Source organism: Capnocytophaga periodontitidis, from assembly GCF_016126015.1.
Classification (GTDB): Bacteria; Bacteroidota; Bacteroidia; order Flavobacteriales; family Flavobacteriaceae; genus Capnocytophaga; species Capnocytophaga periodontitidis.
The window spans coordinates 14,298-32,828 of record NZ_JAEFDB010000016.1; the positions used below are offsets into that span (position 1 = coordinate 14,298).

The 18,531-nt window shown below is 40.1% G+C and carries 14 protein-coding genes; all 14 read right to left on the reverse strand.

Annotated features, from left to right (window positions below; all coding sequences use genetic code 11):
* Window positions 1-7: 7 nt before the first annotated feature.
* The 14 genes from I7X29_RS14315 to I7X29_RS14380 all read right to left on the reverse strand — a co-directional run bounded on the left by I7X29_RS14315 (window position 8) and on the right by I7X29_RS14380 (window position 18,531).
* Window positions 8-1,411: an aryl-sulfate sulfotransferase gene (locus tag I7X29_RS14315; protein ID WP_198475651.1), complete on the reverse strand. Its 1,404-nt coding sequence runs from the start codon at window positions 1,409-1,411 to the stop codon at window positions 8-10.
* Between the two features lie 54 nt (window positions 1,412-1,465).
* Complete coding sequence (locus I7X29_RS14320; RefSeq protein WP_198475653.1) at window positions 1,466-2,263, reverse strand: hypothetical protein; 798 nt, start codon at window positions 2,261-2,263, stop codon at window positions 1,466-1,468.
* A 108-nt stretch (window positions 2,264-2,371) separates the two neighbouring features.
* Entirely contained in the window at window positions 2,372-3,874 is a 1,503-nt protein-coding gene (locus I7X29_RS14325; protein ID WP_198475655.1) for a toxin-antitoxin system protein, read from the reverse strand.
* A gap of 18 nt (window positions 3,875-3,892) precedes the next feature.
* Entirely contained in the window at window positions 3,893-5,563 is a 1,671-nt protein-coding gene (locus I7X29_RS14330) for a RagB/SusD family nutrient uptake outer membrane protein (RefSeq protein WP_198475657.1), read from the reverse strand.
* Between the two features lie 12 nt (window positions 5,564-5,575).
* Complete coding sequence (locus I7X29_RS14335; protein ID WP_198475659.1) at window positions 5,576-8,617, reverse strand: SusC/RagA family TonB-linked outer membrane protein; 3,042 nt, start codon at window positions 8,615-8,617, stop codon at window positions 5,576-5,578.
* 204 nt (window positions 8,618-8,821) lie between these two features.
* Window positions 8,822-10,513 (reverse strand): D-lactate dehydrogenase, encoded by a 1,692-nt coding sequence (gene dld, locus I7X29_RS14340; RefSeq protein WP_198475661.1) that lies wholly within the window; start codon window positions 10,511-10,513, stop codon window positions 8,822-8,824.
* A 2-nt stretch (window positions 10,514-10,515) separates the two neighbouring features.
* Window positions 10,516-11,136 carry a DUF5683 domain-containing protein gene (locus tag I7X29_RS14345; protein WP_198475663.1) on the reverse strand — a complete coding sequence of 207 codons (621 nt, stop codon included), beginning with the start codon at window positions 11,134-11,136 and terminating at the stop codon, window positions 10,516-10,518.
* Window positions 11,129-12,061, reverse strand: coding sequence for a ParB/RepB/Spo0J family partition protein (locus I7X29_RS14350; RefSeq protein WP_198475665.1), 933 nt, complete (start codon window positions 12,059-12,061; stop codon window positions 11,129-11,131). The genes I7X29_RS14345 and I7X29_RS14350 overlap by 8 nt, the downstream gene beginning before the upstream one ends.
* Window positions 12,061-12,831 (reverse strand): ParA family protein, encoded by a 771-nt coding sequence (locus I7X29_RS14355; protein WP_198475667.1) that lies wholly within the window; start codon window positions 12,829-12,831, stop codon window positions 12,061-12,063. Before I7X29_RS14355 ends, I7X29_RS14350 begins: the two co-directional genes overlap by 1 nt.
* Window positions 12,832-12,844: 13 nt before the next feature.
* Entirely contained in the window at window positions 12,845-13,150 is a 306-nt protein-coding gene (locus I7X29_RS14360) for a YbaB/EbfC family nucleoid-associated protein (RefSeq protein ID WP_009411986.1), read from the reverse strand.
* A gap of 47 nt (window positions 13,151-13,197) precedes the next feature.
* On the reverse strand, window positions 13,198-14,877 hold the full coding sequence (locus tag I7X29_RS14365; protein ID WP_198466970.1) for a putative transporter: 1,680 nt from the start codon (window positions 14,875-14,877) through the stop codon (window positions 13,198-13,200).
* A gap of 163 nt (window positions 14,878-15,040) precedes the next feature.
* Window positions 15,041-16,666, reverse strand: a complete 1,626-nt coding sequence (gene pruA, locus I7X29_RS14370) for an L-glutamate gamma-semialdehyde dehydrogenase (protein ID WP_088595287.1) — start codon at window positions 16,664-16,666, stop codon at window positions 15,041-15,043.
* A 173-nt stretch (window positions 16,667-16,839) separates the two neighbouring features.
* On the reverse strand, window positions 16,840-17,769 hold the full coding sequence (locus I7X29_RS14375) for a hypothetical protein (protein ID WP_198466972.1): 930 nt from the start codon (window positions 17,767-17,769) through the stop codon (window positions 16,840-16,842).
* A gap of 21 nt (window positions 17,770-17,790) precedes the next feature.
* The gene (locus I7X29_RS14380; RefSeq protein WP_198466973.1) at window positions 17,791-18,531 is read right to left on the reverse strand and encodes a hypothetical protein; all 741 of its coding nucleotides are present in this window, start codon (window positions 18,529-18,531) and stop codon (window positions 17,791-17,793) included.

An 18,531-nucleotide genomic window follows, 5' to 3' on the forward strand; every position in this document is an offset into this window, starting at 1 on the left:
AAATTGTTTAATATTGGATTGTTGGTATATAGGTTACGCGATAAAAAGTTTGTGGCAATAAGAGTGTGCGATGTATTTCAGGGGTAGTATTTCTGTTGGTAATGAGCACTTGTTTTTGAGTGCTCAAGGCAAAAAGTACGTGCTGATTATCTATGAATTGAACATTGCTACGAGTGGTTGAAAATTGTCCTTTAGGCAAGGCTACTTCCAAAGGTACACTTACGGTTTTACTATGTTCGTTTACTTTATAGATAAGTGCTCTTGACCCTGTAGTTTTGTTTTCGCGTGCGTTGTCAATCACTAACACTTCGTTAGGAGCTTGTACCACAGCACAATGGATACCGTGAGACAAGAGGTTTTCGGTAGGTTTAATAGTGCCATTTTTACCCACACGATACACCAATTCGCCTGTTTTACCGTTGATTTTCCAGAGCTCGCTATCGCGATTGGTGGTCATATAGTAATTGCCTTCGCTATCTTGGTCGATAGAATTGGCGTGAATCCAGTCTTCTTTCACTTTTTTAGTTGTGATATTAGGGTGGTCAAGTGGATTTAGGTGGTCAAAACAGCTCCATTTTTTCACGATTTCCCCTTGGGTATTCATAATCACAAAGCCGTCGCCTGTAACGGTATCTGTTTGAGAGCCTCCTTTGCTACTGAGGTCTACTGTTTGATGAATATAGGTTACTAAGCCTATATTGCCATCGGGGAGGGGGCGGCATTCGTGGTGTACTTCGCGGTTTTTCAGTTCGGAGATAGATGCAAATTCTTTTTGTAGTACGATATTCCCAAAAAGGTCTATTATTTTTAGCTTTTTAGCGTTGAATACAAAGAGTCCTTCGGAAGGTGCATCGGTGAGCAAGTAGAATTGTTGTGTACGAGGGTTGTAGTTCACAACTGCAGGAGTATCGGGTACGGGTTCATACCACACTACAGTTCCGTTCATATCCATTAGGTAAATATTATTTGATTTGCGGTCGTTTGCTAACAGATATCCTTTGATGGGGTCTTTTAGTTTGTCCTCTTGCAGAGTAGCATTTGGCAAAAATGATTGTACGCTTTTAGTTTTGAAGTGTTTTGCTTCAGTTTCTAATCCGTTGCCATAGCTAATTTTGCAAGCGTATTCAGTTTCGGGTTTTAGAAATAGCAGAGTTTTGTGTTCAGTTCCTTTTCCTTGATAAGTATTGGTGTGTTGCACTTGTGAGGGTTGGCTCACTTCCCAATAGAAAATGCGGAAAGGTGTTTCACTGCTAAAAGTAGCAGTTACTTCGGCACGAAGGAAATTTGTTCCACTCAAAGCCACCGAAAAATCGGTTAAGGAGCCTTGATAAGTAGCGATGTTATCATCTTTTTTACAAGAGATTAAAAGTACTCCTATGGTTATAAACAAAATAATAATTGATCTTTTCATATTTATTTAGGTTTATATTTAAGTTTTTTTCAATTGTTTTAATGAGGGAAAGCGTTATTCATTATCAGGATTTACAGGTTCAATAGCATTAGTAAAAGGTTCATACATCACATAATCCCATAAAGCATAATGGTCTTTAGTAGGGATGTGGTCGCCTATAAAATCTATATTTTCTACACTGCAAAAGATGCGGAAAGGATATTGTTGTCCATAGTTGAGTTCTTTCTGGAGGTGTTGTACTCCATCGATGAGCCACGTAGCAATGTAATGGTTATTTTGAGGGTTGATAGTTAATTTTATTTGGAAAGTATGCCATTGGTCACTATCTATAAGTACTTCAGCATTTTGAGCCCAAGGATTATTTTGGCTGGTCATAAACACTACGACCTGACCTTCTTTTGCGCCTAATTTCTTTCTGCGTTTAGCATCGCCTGAGCCTACTTCAAAATCTATTTCGTGTCCTTCACTGTTATACAAGAAAGAGCCTATACTTGCCCACGCACCAGTTTCCATTGGTGGAATGTAGGTGCGCCAAGTGTAGATACCAGCCCCGTAACGGTGTACTGTTTTTTGTTTTTTGCGTTGTTCAGTATAAGCTTTTGTCCATATTTTCATAGCCCATCCATCTTTGGCGTAAGAATCACTTACAGCTTTAGCATAAGTTTCTTTGTCCTTTCCTTGCGGGTAATCCTCATCCTGATTGCCTAATAACCAACCGTCAAGCGTTTTAAAATCCCATCGCATCACTTTGGTTTTATCAATGGTCACCTCAGGAATATCACTCGATTGTTTGCTGCAACTCACACAAAAGCTCAAAAAGACAAATGTTAAAAATAGGTTTAGTTGTTTCATATAATTTTATTAGTTTTCTTTTTTTAAGAAAAAGGGGCTATGAGAGAGGATAGCCCCTTTTTGGAAAAAATCAATTTGCCATTTATAGAGATAAACATTGATTCACTACTAATAGGCGGTATATTCAATAAAGTTGAAAGTAGCGTTATATTTTTTAGTAGGATCTTCCAGTTTATTACCTGGTAGCCAATCGCCTCTATTAGATTCGGCACTGATACCTAATTCAAACTTAAAGTCATCTTCACCAAAGTTAGTTTTAAGTGTTTGTATTGGTTTATCATCTAAATAATATACCGCAACATATTTATTACCTGCTTTTTTCAATTCGATGGTGAATTTATAATCTTTATTAGGTTGTAAGACTTGTTTGTAGCTTGACAAACCAGGTTCGGCAGAAGCGATAAACAAGAGCATTTCACCTTGTTTAGCACCGAGGCGAGTGCGGTCTTCATCTTTTCCATAACGAGCTACCATTTGGAACAAGCGTTCTATAGTTTTTGGGGTATCGGTATAGAAATAGAGAATCATTCCCATTTGTATTTTAGCCGACTCGTTTACTTCAGGCAAACGGATAGAGCAAGTGTATTTACCATATCCTACTTGAGGTTTGTAATATGCTTTTGACACATTGCAATAGGAATTGGTGGTAAGGATTAATTTGCCGTTATCTAATTTGCTAAAGGCAGGTCCGTCAGCTCCTACATTTGTCCATTTGCCCCAATCATTAGGGAAAGTATTGAAATCCCAGCGTTTTACTTCTCCTTTATCGGGTTCAGGGGTTTCGTCTATTGGATTTGTTTGTGTAGAAGGTTCTACAGGGGCTATAGAGTAAGAATAAGGGGTATAAGTTACATAATCCCACAAGCCATAGTTTTCTTGGTAAGGCCAGTTATCACCTATAAATTTAAGATTTTCGGTACTACAGAAGATGTGGAAAGGGTGTTCTTGACCGTAGTTAAGCTGTTGAGCGGCACATTTTACCTCATCGATAATCCAAGTTGCAAAATATTTATCGCCAATTAATTGCAAGTCGATTTTAAAGGTATGCCAAGCATTCTTTTTGATTTTTATTTTTTGTTGTACAAAAGGATTATCTTGACTGGTGATGTAGGCAATCACTTCGTCATCGGAAGTTTTAAGGGTTTCACGTTCTTTAGCGGTACCAGAACCCACTTCAAAATCAAGTTCGTGTTTGTCGCTATTCCACAACCAAGAACCTATGCTCACGCGTTCAGTGGCTCCCAAGTCGGAAATATAGGTACGCCAAGTATAGAGCCCAGCACCGTATTGTTTTTTGGTTTTGAGCTTTTTGCGTTGTTGCGTATTGGCTTCGGTATAGATTTTCACTACTTTACCGTCTTCAGCTTGTGTATTGCTTTCGAGAGAGGTTTGTGAAACATTGGCATTTTCACCTTGACTGGCATTGATCCAATCGTTGGTGTTGTCGAAATTCCATTTGATTTGTTTGGCAGTATCAGCGGAGCCTGTTTGAGGTGTGCCTATCTCACTTTTAGGGTTCTCACTAAAACGCCCATCAACATCGCTTTTACTACAGCTGATGGTGCTGAGTATCGCTGCAACTATTAGTATAGGTTTAGTATAGGTTTTCATATTTTGTTATGTTTAAAATTATTGTTCTCTAAAGGAGCGGTTATTTTGCAAGTCGGGAAATTTATTGCTATATACGCTTGGTATAGGGTAATAACGACGCATATCGTACACTTTTAGAGGACTGTTGAACTTAGGATATACTTTCCATTGAGGGCTTAAGTCGTAAGGTTTTTTTACTACATTAGGGTCTCTTCTCGCATTGAGATTAGTTTGTTTAATTTCTAATTTTTGTTTGATAGTGTCCATATACTTATCTAAGCGATCTTTCCACAAGCCCATACGGATAAGGTCGATACGGCGCAAGCCTTCCATATTAAATTCAAAGAGGCGTTCGTCGCACAATTTGCTACGCATTTCTTCTTTTGTAGGGAAATTAGCCAAGATGTAATTGTGAGAACTACCTTGAAAAGCTCTTTGGCGTATTTGGTTTATCAAATCTACAGATTCTTGATTAGGGCCATTGAGTTCATTGAGTATTTCGGCTTTAGAGAGCAGTACATCGGCATAGCGCAATAGAGGTAGGTTGTTGGGTGTATTATAATTATAAGTACCTGCTTTTTCGTAGAAATACTTATCGGTATACACATTGGCGAGCTCTGTAATGCGAGGGCTTGAAGCCTCGTTGTTGAGGGTGCCCATTTGAGTTAAAGTAGGAGCGACATATTTTTGATTGGCATCATTGACATTTAAAAATTCGCCTTTGATAAATTGGGTTAGTCGTTCGTCGCTACTATCAAACTGCCAATAGAGTTCTAAAGGCACATTGAAGATGTCCCAACCTTTGTTGTAATCCCAAGAAGTGAAATAGAGTGCTAAATCGGAAGCTCCTGAGGGTACTGATTCACTACTACGCACTGCAAAGATAATTTCGCTGTTGTAAAGAGAAGCACGTGTACGTGGGTCGAAAGGATCGAAGGGGTGCGCGAGCAAGGTGTATTTACCAGTAGCGATTACTTGGTTAGCATAAACTAAAGCCGCTTGCCAAGCAGCAGTAGCATCACTACCTTCTTCGCGTAGGCGGCCTGCTTTACGCATATAGAGACGCATTAAGTAACCATAAGCAGCCCCTTTGGTAGGTCGACCAGCATCACTTCCGTTTACACTCCACTCTAGAGGTAAATTATTAGTTGCGATAAGCAAGTCTTGTTCAATTTGGTTATCGAGTTCTTCTACAGTAGCTAAAGTAGGATTAGCGGTAGCAGCATAGTAACCATTGGTAATTAGAGGAACACGGTAGAAAGTGTTAGTGAGCTGATAGTAGGCGAAAGCGCGCATAAAGTGAGCTTCGGCTAAAAGTTCTACTTTCTTATCGGCGGTTTTAAAACGGGTTTCGGGTATCATTGTTATATTATCAATAGCAGTATTGGCACAACCTATCATTTGCCAATTGCCATTATAGCTTGTTAATAATTGGATGTTACCTGTAAGCCCATTATTATTTAAAATTTCGAAGTCGTTACCTTCTTTGAATCCGTCATCGGTAGAAAGGTCGTTGATGTAGAAGGTACTTGGGTGAGTGGCAGAGTTTAAATATCTATAGATACCATTTACCCCTTCTTGAGCGTTTTCTTCAGTAGTGTAGGCATTATTTACGTTGTAAACAGAGGAGAGATCCTCTTTTAGTTCACAAGCTGTAAATGATAAACCTAAGGCAGCTACTAAGGTATATAGTTTGTAATTCGTTTTCATTTTCTTTTAGTGTTAAAATGTTAATTTCACTCCAAAGTTGATAGTGCGATAAGCAGGATAAGAGTTCAAATCTAACCCTTGTGCGATGGCACTGCTACCATTGGTACTGATATCGGGGTCAAAACCTTGATATTTGGTAAAGGTGAGCAGATTTTGACCACCTACGAACATACGCATTGTTTTGAGGGTTTTCATATTCCATTTGTTACCATTGAAAGTATACCCTAATTCGATATTGCGGAGTTTTACAAAATCGGCATCTTCTACGAAGCGAGAGTTTACATAGGAGCCATAAAGCAAACCGTCATTTTTTTGATAGCCGTTACGAGGAACGCTATTGGAAGCGTGAGCGCGAGTCCAGCGATCGGATGAAGCGGCTAAACGATTGTTATCTTCGAGGTAGATGCGTGTAAGGTTGAGCATTTTAGCACCTAAAGAAGCTTCAAAGAAGAAAGAGAAGTCAAAATCTTTATAAGTGAAGCTATTGTTGAGCCCAATGATAGTTTTAGGGATACCAGTTCCTAGTACAGTACGGTCGTTTTCGTCTATTTTACCATCGCCATTAAGGTCTTTAAACTTAGGATCACCAGGCACAGATTTGATTTGAGGGGCATATTGTTCTCCTTGCTGGATAATACCGTCGAACACATAACCATAGATAGCACTGAGCGGTTCACCTTCTTTGAGCATCATATATTCTTTTTCTTCATAAGAACCGTGAGGGCGTATGTATTGGAAACGAGGTTTGCCATCATTGAGTTTTAACACTTCGCTGCGGTTGTGAGCAAAATTGAAAGCGGTATTCCACGTAAATCCTTTTTTATTAATATTAGTAGATTTGATAGCTATTTCATATCCGCGATTTTCTACTTCACCATCGTTTACCATCATAGCGGTATACTCGAAACGGCGGCCATCGTTTACATAGTTAGGGAAACCACCAGAAGGGTGAATAGGGTCGGGGTTTAACAAATCGTGAGTGCGCTTTATATAGTAGTCAAAACTGAGTTCAACACTTGCAATATTCAAATCAATACCGGCATTCCATTGTGCGGTAGTTTCCCAACGGAGTTTTGGATTATAGGGGTTGGAAGGATACATACCTTTAGTGCCTTCAGTACCTCCTATGTACACATCGCGTACAGAATATTGGTATTGAGAGAGTCCAAATCGGATACCATCATTACCGCTAAGGCCGTAACTGGTGCGCAATTTGATACGAGAAATCACGGGTTTTGTCCAAGCCATAAATTTTTCTTCGCCTAAGTGCCAAGCTAAAGAGCCTGCGGGGAAAATTCCCCAACGATAGTCGGCTCCAAACACTGAAGAACCATCGGCACGAACAGAAGCATTTAGGATATAACGGTTGTTAAAAATGTACTCAGCACGACCAAAAACAGAACCTTTTTTGATAGAAGATTCTCCGGAGCCTATCCAATCTAAGTGTTGGGCAGCGCCGATGTTTTTGAAGGAGAAGACATCAGAAGCGAAACCATAGGCTTGAACTTCATCACCTTTGCCCCTTTGATAAATGTAGGAAGTACCTGCGGTTACTTTTATATCGTGTTTACCTTCCATTTTAGGGTGATAAGTAGCAACACCTTCAATTTGGTGTTTTACGTTTTCTTCGTGGCTAAGGAAGGCTTGACCTTTATAAGCTTGACCGATAGAGGTAGAGCGGTCATAGTATTTTTCGGTTTTTAGATGGTCGTAAGCATAGGTGTAACGACCGTTGATAGTAAGAGAAGGCAATAGGTCAATATCGGCATAAGCGGTAGCATACATCGTATTGAAGTGGCGATAGAGTTGAGCTCCATTCATTTCTTCGAATACTGCTGGACGACGAGCTTTAATTCCAAAGACATCAAAACCTTCTTTGTTTTTCCAAGGCTCTAAGTTAAAAATACGGTACATTATATTTTTATCGGAAGAGATAGTACCCATATCTAAGAATTTCTTTTTAGACTGGGAAAAGTTCATATTAGCTCCAGCTCTTACTTTTGGGCTAATTTTGTACTGTAAATTCACACGTCCGCCGTAACGGCTATAATCAGTATTGAGCAATATACCAGGTTCAGTGAGGTAATTAGCCGACATAAAAGCAGAAAGGCGGTCGGTACCTCCTGATACTGAAAGTTGATGTAATACAGTAAAAGCATCGTGAGTAGTTTCTTTGAGCCAATCGGTACCTTTACCGCGGTAAGTAGCTTGAGCAGCAGTCCATTTATTATATTTAGCTAACCCAGTTTCATTATATAGGCGGCGAGTAAGAGCAATGGTTTCTCCAGCATCGAGTAAATCCCAAGGGTTATACATATTTTTAAAAGCCGTTTGGTTAGAATACTCTACATTGAAAGAACCTTCTTTACCTTTTTTAGTAGTGATAAGGATGACCCCATTGGCACCACGAGCGCCATAAATAGCAGTGGTAGAAGCATCTTTTAAGATTTCTATAGACTCGATGTCGTCTATGCTAATTTGCGACATATTGTCGGTTTGAAATCCGTCGATTACATATAAGGGTTCATTATCGGCACTCACTGAAGAAGCACCACGTACACGGATAGATACATTACCACCAGGTTCTAATGAATTCTGACGTACTTGTACACCTGATGCACGCCCTTTTAACATTTGTGACATATCGGCTACTACACCAGCTTTCACATCACCTGTTTTGATAGAGGTGATAGCACCTGCTAAGTCACGTTTTTTAGTAACTCCATAACCCACAACTACAACTTCTTCGAGCTTTTTTTGTTCATCAGCCAAAGCAATGTGCAAAGGCACATGGGTATTGGCAGTTACTTTTACATTCTGGGTTACATACCCCATAAAAGAGACTTCTAAGGTCTGTCCCACCGCTACATCTATGGAGTATTTACCATCCATATCGGTGCTGACACCTTTGGTAGTTCCTTTCACTACTACTGAAGCACTCATCAAAGGCTCCTTAGTAGTAGCATCGCTGACAGTTCCACGAATGGTGCGTTGTTGTGCATAACTCCAACTCACTAATAATAGTAGAACTGATAAAAATAGATTTCTTTTCATACAATGGTTGTTTGTTTTTGTATCGTTTGATGACACAAAAGTATAAATAACGTGCATAAACGATTCCTTTTGTTGTCTAAAAAAGGTATAAAATCGTCTAATAGCTTCTAAATATTTGTAAATCAACAGATCATAAAAGAGGTAATTTCATAAAAAAAGCTGTCCGAAAGTATCAAACAGCTTTTAATAAGATAGTGTGTTTACTTATTTCCAATCTTTTTTCTTAGAAGTTTTACCAATACCAGGGTTAAAGCTATTGGTAGGGTCAAGGGAATTGTAGAATTTTTTCAGGTCGTCGTTAGCGTGATACAAGTGTCCGACGTTATGCTCGGCGGGGTATTGAGCGCCGCGTGTATCTAATATTTTGAGCATCTCTTCTTCTATTTCTTCACAATTGTAACCTTTTTTAATTACATAATCCTGATGGAATACGTGGCACATAAAGTGTCCGTAATACAATTTGTGAAGAATTTTAGCATCGAGTTCAGAGGGGAGTTTTTCAAACCAATCCTCGTCGTTGCGGCGCAAAGCGATGTCTAAAGCGACGATATCTTCTACCTCATCTTCGTGTACTGAACGATAGCGAATAGCTGCTGAAGCTACTGCAAAGCGCAAGAGCATTGCCGCTTGAGCGAGTTTGGCATCACACTCTATAAACGCCCCTTTAGTGCTATCGGCAAATTCTTTTTGCAAATAAGCGCGTGCTTCGTCTACCCCTTTGCCTCCCATTTTTAGAATGAGGTGGTGTTCATATTGGTTGCGGTAATCCCACAATATTTTAGGAAGGTGTTGAGGCATTAATTTAGAGGTGAATTGTAAGAATTTTTCACTGAAATGGTTGGGCATAAAAGGTAGTTTTTTGGCTACGCGGTCACCCCACGCTTTGAGAGAGAAGAGTTTAGGGAGGTATTCAGTACCGACATTTTTGATATACCAAAAAGTATCTTTACCATATTTAGCAGCGATATCAAAGGCAGTACGGTGGATATACTCGCCAGAGATAGGAATTTCTTCGAAAGTACCAAGCATATCGCGGCGCAGTTTGGTGAGTACAGCTGTATTGTTAGTACCTATATAGAATACGGCAGTTTTTTTCTCGGCAGGGAAAGTATCTACACGGACAGCAAAAACTCCTAAACGACCTGCACTACCTGAGGCTTCGAATAAGCGAGCGGGGTCGGCATTGAAGCGGGCAGGGGTATTAGCATTGATTTCGCGTACGTGGTTACAATAGTCGTGGTCGTGTCCTTTTTTGTCAGTGGAATGGATGTCCTTTTGCTGGTATTTGCCTTCTTGGAGATTAGTGAGAATTTCTTTAGGAGAGCTTCCTAAATCAATGCCTAAGTGGTTGATGAGCTCTAATTTACCATCGGCATTGCGTTGGGCAAAAAGAGCCATTTCGGTATAAGCAGGGCCACGTTGTACTAAAGATCCACCAGAGTTGTTGCACACACCTCCAATTACTGAAGCTCCAATACAAGAAGAGCCAATTACAGAATGAGGTTCGCGATCGTATACTTTTAGTTCTTGTTCTAAATGGTTGAGTGTAGCCCCAGTGAGGCATACAGCTTGTTTCCCTTCGTTGATAAGCTGAATGTTGTCGTTACGCATTGTGTTGATGATTACCACATCGCGATCGTAATCGTTGCCAAAAGGGTTAGACCCACCTGTAATTCCTGTATTGGCAGCTTGAGAAATTACAATCACATCGGCTTCAACACAGGCTTCAAGTACTTGCCACTGTTCCCACAAAGTAGCGGGACGCACAACGGCAATTGCGTTGCCAGTACCAAAACGATATCCAGTGCGGTAACGTTCAGTTTTTGAGGGGTCGGTAATAACGTATTTTGCGCCAACGATGTGACGCAAGGTTTCTAATAGGTTTTGTGTGTTCATTATTATTTCTTAGTTTTATAGGTAAGCGTTAAACCAAATTGAGGTTCAGTAAAGAAATTGTGTTGGATGAAAGGTTCTAAGGTAAGGCGTTCATCTACATTGAATTGTTTGAGATGGGCATCGACATTTGCCTCGATGATGTTTAGGGCGTATAAGCCTACTCCTATAAGAATAGAAAGTTCTTTATTACGGCGATAGAACTGTATACCTCGGCGCAAACCGTCGGTGCTGAGGCGCGGCTGTCCATCAGGGCGATTGCCATAAAACTCATCATCGGTAAATCCTTGTTGGCGACGTTTGTAGGCGGAGAGATAACGATCGTATTCCTTAGAGTTTTGTATATAGAAGTATATAGGGGTTCCGATAGCGATATACACCAAAGGGACTTTCCAGTAGCTTTTGTTGTATATCTGCCCTAAGCCTGGTACGACAGCTGAATAGAAAGCTGCTTTTGCAGGAGAAAGAGGGTCGGTATTCCAAGGAACTTTTTTCATGTTGTCTTGCATAACGGCTACTTGCATAGAATCGGAGGGTACTTCCACCACTTCCTCTGTATTGTTTTGTGCGTACGAAATACCCACTCCGGAAAGGAGTGCCATTATGAAAACAAATGTTTTACTCATCTTTTTTGTGTAATAAGCTTTGAATACGTTTGAAATCTTCTTCTGAAGTAAAAGGGATGGTAAGGCTACCTTTTCCATCTTTGTTCATTTTTACGGCAACTTTGGTGCCAAAAAAATGATTAAAGCTACTCATATTTTCTTTGATATAAGTAGGTACTTCAGTTTTACTATTGCTTTTAGGGATTTGAATACTTACCACATTAGGTGTTTCGGGGTTTTGCAAGCGGCGCACTAACTCTTCGGTATCACGTACTGATAGGTTATCGGAAATGATTCGTTGGTACACTTCAGCTTGTTGTTCGGGGTCTTCTATAGCGATAATTGCACGTCCGTGTCCCATAGATATAAAGCCGTCGCGTATGCCTGTTTGAATGATAGGAGCGAGCTTCAGCAAACGCAGATAGTTAGTGATTGTGGAGCGTTTTTTACCTACGCGTTTGCTCATTTGGTCTTGAGTGAGGTTTACTTGCTCGATAAGTTGTTGGTAAGAAAGTGCAATTTCTATAGGGTCTAAATCCTGGCGTTGGATATTTTCAACCAAAGCCATTGTAAGCGACTCGTTGTCGTCGGCGATGCGGATATAGGCTGGGATTGTTTTGAGTCCAGCTAATTTGGAAGCTCTGAAACGGCGTTCGCCCGATATGAGCTGATATTTGTTTTCGCCGTCGAGTTTGCGCACGGTGATAGGTTGGACTACCCCCAATTCTTCAATAGAGGAAGCGAGCCCTTGTAGTTCTTCTTCGTTAAAAGAAGTACGAGGTTGAAAGGGGTTTGTTTCTATCAGGTCGAGTTCGAGTTCTATGATATTTCCTACGATTTTATCGGCGTTCTTATCTTTTATAGAATTGATAGCCACTTCGGGGCTATTGCCAAAAATGGCTGAAATACCTCTCCCCAAGGCAGGTTTTTTAGCAGGTTTCGTCATTATACAGTTTTATTTTTATCAATAATCTCTTGAGCTAAGTTGATATGATTGGTAGCCCCTTTACTGGTAGCATCGTAGTTGATAATGGTTTCGCCGAAACTTGGTGCTTCACTGAGGCGTACATTGCGCTGTATAATGGTTTTGAATACCATATCGCTAAAGTGTTTTTGGACCTCTTCTACTACTTGGTTAGAGAGTCGCAAGCGTGCATCGTACATAGTGAGCAATAAGCCTTCGATATCTAAATCGGGATTGAAGGTTTTTTGTACGCTTTTAATAGTATTGAGGAGTTTGCCTAATCCTTCCAGAGCGAAGTACTCGCATTGGATAGGCACGATCACTGAGTTGGCAGCTGTAAGAGCATTTAGAGTGATGAGCCCTAAGGAAGGAGCACAGTCAATTAAAATATAATCATACTCATCTTTGATAGATTCTAAGGCTTTTTTGAGCATAAACTCACGTTGTTCTTTATCAACTAACTCAATCTCGATAGCGACCAAGTTGATATGGGCAGCGATAAGGTCGAGATTGGGAGAGCTAGTGTGAACAATCATATCTTTAGCTTCCATAGTGTGCTCTAAGAGCTCGTAGGTGCCGTGTTCAATAGAATCTACATCAATACCTAAGCCAGAAGTAGCATTTGCCTGTGGGTCGGCATCAATGAGTAATACTTTTTTTTCTAATACGCCTAATGAGGCAGCTAAGTTCACGGAGGTAGTAGTTTTTCCGACGCCTCCTTTTTGGTTTGCAATAGCTATTATTTTACCCATAGATTTAGTGTTTTTAAAAGTTAAACGGAAGTCCTTGCTTGGCTACATTAGCTAATTCTAATTCATTGATTTCTGTAGCTTTGGCAATAGCCTTGTTGAGTGTGATAATCAAATAATCCTCCAAGGCTTCTTTGTCTTCTAATAAAGCCTCGTTTATTTGAATGCTTTTAATTTCTCGATTGGCAGTAATAGTTACTTTCACACTGCCATCAGCGGCAATTTCATCAACTAATACGTGATTTAAACGTGCTTTAGCCTCTTCTATTTTTTGCTGGGTTTCTTTGAGTTTTCCCATCATTCCCATCATATCTTCAAACATAATATTTTATTTTTTCAGAGGGCAAAAGTACAACTTTTTTTGAAACATCACACAAAAAAAACAATCAATAATTGTGCTACCATTATTCGCAAGAAGGTAGTAAGTGGATAAACACTTGCATACGTGAGGGCTGGCACTTCGGAATTATTCATATCATTAGCAAAAGCCAAAGCAGGGGGATCGGTAGAGGCACCTGATAGCAAACCACAAATTTCTAAATAGTCCAATTTTCCTTTGATACGTGCTGCCAAAGATGTGATAATGAGGGGTATAAGAGTGATAAGTGCGCCTAATCCCATCCAATATAAACCTTGACCATGCAAGATCGTTTCTACAAAAGTAGCTCCTGCATCCAAGCCTACACTGGCGAGGAAAAGTACAATACCTATTTCGCGCACCATTAGGTTGGCACTTTGAGATACATAGTGTGTTACTGAAAATTTACCTCCATATCTACTGATAAGTATTGCTACGATAAGGGGGCCACCTGCTAATCCTAATTTTACAGGTACAGGAATTCCTGGGATAGAGAAAGGAATACAGCCTAAAAGTACTCCGAGGGTAATTCCCATAAAGAGTTCGGCGATATGAGGGGTTTGCAATCGGCGTTTGGAGTTACCAAACTCTTTGCTCACGAGTTGTATATGAGTTTCGTCGCCTATTACAGTAATGGTGTCGCCAAACTGCAACTTGGTATGAGCAGAAGGTACAAACTCAATACCTGCACGAAATACACGAGTAATCGTTACTCCAAAACGCTTGCGCACATCGAGTTCGGCTAAGGTTTTAGTGAAAATAGCACGCTGGGTAACATTGATGCGACGAGAGGTGTAACGCATTTCTTTTTCGTCGGGGAAATAGTCGAGAATAGGAACACTTTCGCCCATTAGAGTAAGGAACTTCTCGTTTTCTTTTTTATTGACTACTATCAGTACGATGTCCCCTTCTTGAATAACAGTAGTTGCATCAGCCATTAGTATTTCGCCTTTTCGACACATACGAGAAACAGTAAAATCAAAATCAAGAGTTTCTCTGATGACTTTTAATTTTTTGCCATAGAGCGCAGGGTTTGTAACTTTAATAGCAAATCTATTGATAATTACTTGATCTTTAGAATGGCGCACAGCATTGAGGCGTTTTTCGGCTTCTACATTTACTTTTAGAAAAGCTTTGAGTCCTAACATCACTAATATGATTCCCAATACTCCAAATGGGTAAGCTACTGCATAGGCAGTAGAGAGGGAAGGTATTGTAGTGGGGTCGCCTTTGAATACATCTTCTAATGTAGCTTGTGCAGCACCGAGTCCTGGAGTGTTGGTTACAGCGCCTGACATTATTCCTACCAAGGTGCCCATATCAGTTTGGGTGAGGTAGTGAATAGCAATTACTGTAAACATACACGTTACAATGGAGAGTACAGCTAATAAATTGAGTTTGATACCTTCTTTTTGGAAGGAAGCGAAGAATCCAGGTCCTACTTGTAATCCGATGGTATATACAAATAGAATAAGTCCAAATTCTTTTATGAAGTGTTGTATGTGAGAATTGATAGTAAAGCCTAATTCGGCCATAGCGATACCTGCAAAAAGTACCCAAGCGATCCCGAATGAAATGCCGAATATTTTTATTTTACCTAAGGCAACTCCTACTGCGATGACTACGCTATACACTATTACGGTGTAGGCGACACTTTCGTGGTTAGTCATCAAATTCCAAAGCCATTCCATTTAATGTTTAATGATTAATGTTTAGTGTTTAATGATTAATTAAGCCCCCGAACAAATACAAGTGTTTGTAAGGGAACTGTTTTTTATATAAATTTAAGAGAAACTTTGCCAAAGATGCGAACCACACGGGCAGAGAACTTTGGCAAAGTTAAAATTTTATTTATTATCCTAAGAACGGATAACGGTAGTCTACGGGTGGTACAAATGTTTCTTTGATGAGGCGTGGCGATACCCAACGCAACAGATTTTGAGCTGATCCAGCCTTATCGTTAGTACCTGAGGCACGTGCGCCACCAAAAGGTTGTTGCCCAACGACAGCTCCTGTAGGTTTATCGTTTACATAGAAGTTACCAGCGGCGTTTTCAAGGGCTTTCACAGCTTCGTCTATGGCATAACGACAAGTAGCAAATATTGCTCCTGTGAGCGCATAAGCTGAAGTTTCGTCAACGAGTTTCAAGGTTTCTTCCCATTTAGAGTCATCATATACATACACGGTTACTACAGGTCCGAAAAGTTCGGTTTCCATAGTGGTGTAATGGGGATTGGTAGTGACAATCACGGTAGGTTCAATGAAATAGCCTTTGCTCTTGTCGTAGCCACCGCCGACGAATATCTCGGCATCTTTATCTTTTTTAGCTTGGTCGATATATTTAGCTAATTTATCGAAAGAATGTTCGTGAATAACGGCAGTGATGAAATTTTCGAAGTTTTCGGGAGAACCCATTTTGAAAGACAATACATCTTCTTTTACGAAGGCTAAGGTTTCATCAGCTTTTGATTTAGGCAAGTAGACACGAGAGGCGGCACTACATTTTTGCCCTTGATACTCAAAAGCACCGCGAGTAATAGCTGTAGCCACTTGTTTAGGACAAGCACTTGGGTGAGCGAGGATAAAGTCTTTACCACCTGTTTCACCTACGATTTTAGGATAAGTTCGGTAATTATGGATATTGTTGCCTATTTTTTTCCAAATATCTTGGAATACATTGGTAGAGCCAGTGAAGTGAATGCCTGCGAAGTGAGGGCTTGCAAGTAGTGTGTCGGTAATCATAGCGGCATTGCCGTGTAGTACATTGATAACGCCATCGGGTAAGCCTGCTTTTTTGAAGACTTCGACTATCATATTAGCGGAGAAGATTTGCGAAGTACTTGGTTTCCAAATTACCACATTACCCATTAAGGCAGCACTGGCGGGCAAATTGCCAGAAATAGCAGTAAAGTTGAAAGGAGTAACGGCATATACAAATCCTTCAAGTGGGCGGTATTCAACACGATTCCAAACTCCTTCAGAAGAGTTGGGTTGGTCGTTATAGATATTAGCCATAAATTCGACATTGAAGCGCAAGAAGTCGATAAGTTCGCAAGCTGAGTCGATTTCGGCTTGGTGTACAGTTTTTGATTGTGCAATCATAGTAGCAGCGTTCATTTTGGCGCGGTAAGGACCAGCGATAAGGTCAGCTGCTTTTAAGAAGATAGCGGCGCGTTCTTCCCACGCGAGAGCAGCCCATTTTTTGCGGGCTTCGAGGGCTACTGAAATAGCTTTTTCTACTTCAGCTTTATTGGCATTGTGGTAAATGCCTAAGCAGTGTTTGTGGTCGTGAGGAGGGTGCATTTCACCAGTGTTGCCAGTGCGCACTTCTTCACTACCGATGTAGAGGGGAGCATCTACTGGGGTGTTCCACAATTCTTTGTAAGCTTTGAGCACCGCTTCACGCTCGGGACTTCCGGGAGCATAGCTCTTTACAGGCTCATTAACAGCCTTAGGTACTTTAAAAAATCCTTTTCCCATTGTTATTTCGTGTTTTAAGTTGTTAATAATAAATTAGAAATTTTCGGCTAAGGTACGACAATTATTTGAACCAGCAAAATTTAGGAAGGAAATCATATAAAAAACTTTGCCAAAGTTCAAAGTTTGTTGTGTTATGAACTTTGGCAAAGTATTGTTGTTTATTTTTTTTGTTTTTACAAGAAAGTACCACTACTTTCAGGAGAAAGATCAGAAGCTATAATGTCGTTTTGGTCTTTTTCGATTTCAGCTTTACTCACGCCAAATTCGCGCACTGCATCTTCTATTTGTTTATCTTCTGCTATGATATCGTGGTAAATGTGTATAGGGATTTTCACCTCCATAACTTTGTTAGCAGGAAGGGTACTATAAGTTAATTCAGCGGGTTTGGTGGTGAAATAGCCTAATACGATTTTCAAATCGAAATTTACATAAGCTCTTTTGATTTCAAAGAATCCTTTCAATCCTATTTGCTCTCTACGGAGTACTCCTTTAGGGGCGTTTGGATTTTTATCATAATTACCGCCTTTGATGTACAATTCTTCAGGATTGGTATCGCGGTATTTGTAATGTAAGGCTTCTGCTTGAGTAGGGACGGTAGTATTGCTAGCTACTGCTGTGAAATTATCGGCGATAAAGAAGAATTGATAGTGATTGGGAGCCTGACCAGTAGTCAACAGTGAGTTTATACGTTTACCCTCTTTATCATAGAAGATAAGTTCTATTCCAGAGAGTGATACTCCAGCTAGATCATTACTTCCTTCCCAACGGATGGCGGTAGGATTATCGCTTGCTGGGGTAATAACACCATTTTTGTTCTCAAAATAGAAACGTTGTACTGTTTTGAGGTATTTCACGGGGTAGTCGGGGTTGCCGTGGAAATAGCCGTGAGAATGCCCTTTGGTAAAACGCACTTCAAGTCGGCTCCACTTAGCTACAAACTCTTCGGTAGTAGCTGTGGTTGTGGAAGTTGTGGTAACGGTAGTAGTAGAAGATTGAGTAGTAGAAGGGGTTACTTTATTATCGTCTTTACTGCAAGAGACAGAAAGAAAAGTAACAAATATTGAGAGCAATGAGATTTTAAAAAGGTCGTATATATTTTTCATCGTTTTTTAATGTTAAAAAGGTTATTGTTTAATTTGTATAGGGAGTGTCATATCGGAGTCTAATTGAAAGGCACTAGAATACTCCACAACGTTGTAAGGGCGTTCTTCTTGGGTTTGAGGGTTGAGTTTATTAGCAATAAGGAAGTGTGCTAACTTGATACGTAACTTATAATCGCCCGCAGTAGCCTCGTCTTTGATGTGAAAGATACCTTTTAGACCGATAGGGTCACGTAGTTCAGGATGTTTTTTATCCCAAGTACGGAAGCGCAATTTTACTCCTTGTGTGCCATAAGAGGCATTTTCGGGGTCGGTATCTTGATATTCATAACTTACAGCTTTGTTCATAGCGGTTACCATCGCATCTCTTCCGTCTTTATTTTCGGGGTAATTCCCTTGAAATAACTGAAAGAAATGTTGGTGGATAGGTGCCATTTCGGCGGTTACAAACTCGTGGTTCATACGCACATTGTTGTTGTAATATACAATTTCGAAACGGTATTCGTGTCCTACTTGCCATTGTATAGGGGTACTGATGTCGTATACAACTCCTTTAGGTGATTTGTTTGCGGTGCGCTCTTGTACTTCCTTAGTGCCTATATCGGTGATGATAAACTGCACTTTGTCAGGCATATCGTGACCTCTGTCTTTGGTTTCATCAGTAGCAGCTTTAGGTTGGGTGTTGTCTTTACTACAACTACTGAATGTAAAAGCTACTAAAACTATTAAGCTGATAGCTTTTGATAAATATGATATTCTTTTCAT

What these genes read in the sequence shown, in the direction of transcription:
- I7X29_RS14315 (WP_198475651.1), bottom strand. Translation starts at nt 1,411, where the DNA reads ATGAAAAGATCAATTATTATTTTGTTTATAACCATAGGAGTACTTTTA.
- I7X29_RS14320 (WP_198475653.1), bottom strand. Translation starts at nt 2,263, where the DNA reads ATGAAACAACTAAACCTATTTTTAACATTTGTCTTTTTGAGCTTTTGT.
- I7X29_RS14325 (WP_198475655.1), bottom strand. Translation starts at nt 3,874, where the DNA reads ATGAAAACCTATACTAAACCTATACTAATAGTTGCAGCGATACTCAGC.
- I7X29_RS14330 (WP_198475657.1), bottom strand. Translation starts at nt 5,563, where the DNA reads ATGAAAACGAATTACAAACTATATACCTTAGTAGCTGCCTTAGGTTTA.
- I7X29_RS14335 (WP_198475659.1), bottom strand. Translation starts at nt 8,617, where the DNA reads ATGAAAAGAAATCTATTTTTATCAGTTCTACTATTATTAGTGAGTTGG.
- dld (WP_198475661.1), bottom strand. Translation starts at nt 10,513, where the DNA reads ATGAACACACAAAACCTATTAGAAACCTTGCGTCACATCGTTGGCGCA.
- I7X29_RS14345 (WP_198475663.1), bottom strand. Translation starts at nt 11,136, where the DNA reads ATGAGTAAAACATTTGTTTTCATAATGGCACTCCTTTCCGGAGTGGGT.
- I7X29_RS14350 (WP_198475665.1), bottom strand. Translation starts at nt 12,061, where the DNA reads ATGACGAAACCTGCTAAAAAACCTGCCTTGGGGAGAGGTATTTCAGCC.
- I7X29_RS14355 (WP_198475667.1), bottom strand. Translation starts at nt 12,831, where the DNA reads ATGGGTAAAATAATAGCTATTGCAAACCAAAAAGGAGGCGTCGGAAAA.
- I7X29_RS14360 (WP_009411986.1), bottom strand. Translation starts at nt 13,150, where the DNA reads ATGTTTGAAGATATGATGGGAATGATGGGAAAACTCAAAGAAACCCAG.
- I7X29_RS14365 (WP_198466970.1), bottom strand. Translation starts at nt 14,877, where the DNA reads ATGGAATGGCTTTGGAATTTGATGACTAACCACGAAAGTGTCGCCTAC.
- pruA (WP_088595287.1), bottom strand. Translation starts at nt 16,666, where the DNA reads ATGGGAAAAGGATTTTTTAAAGTACCTAAGGCTGTTAATGAGCCTGTA.
- I7X29_RS14375 (WP_198466972.1), bottom strand. Translation starts at nt 17,769, where the DNA reads ATGAAAAATATATACGACCTTTTTAAAATCTCATTGCTCTCAATATTT.
- I7X29_RS14380 (WP_198466973.1), bottom strand. Translation starts at nt 18,531, where the DNA reads ATGAAAAGAATATCATATTTATCAAAAGCTATCAGCTTAATAGTTTTA.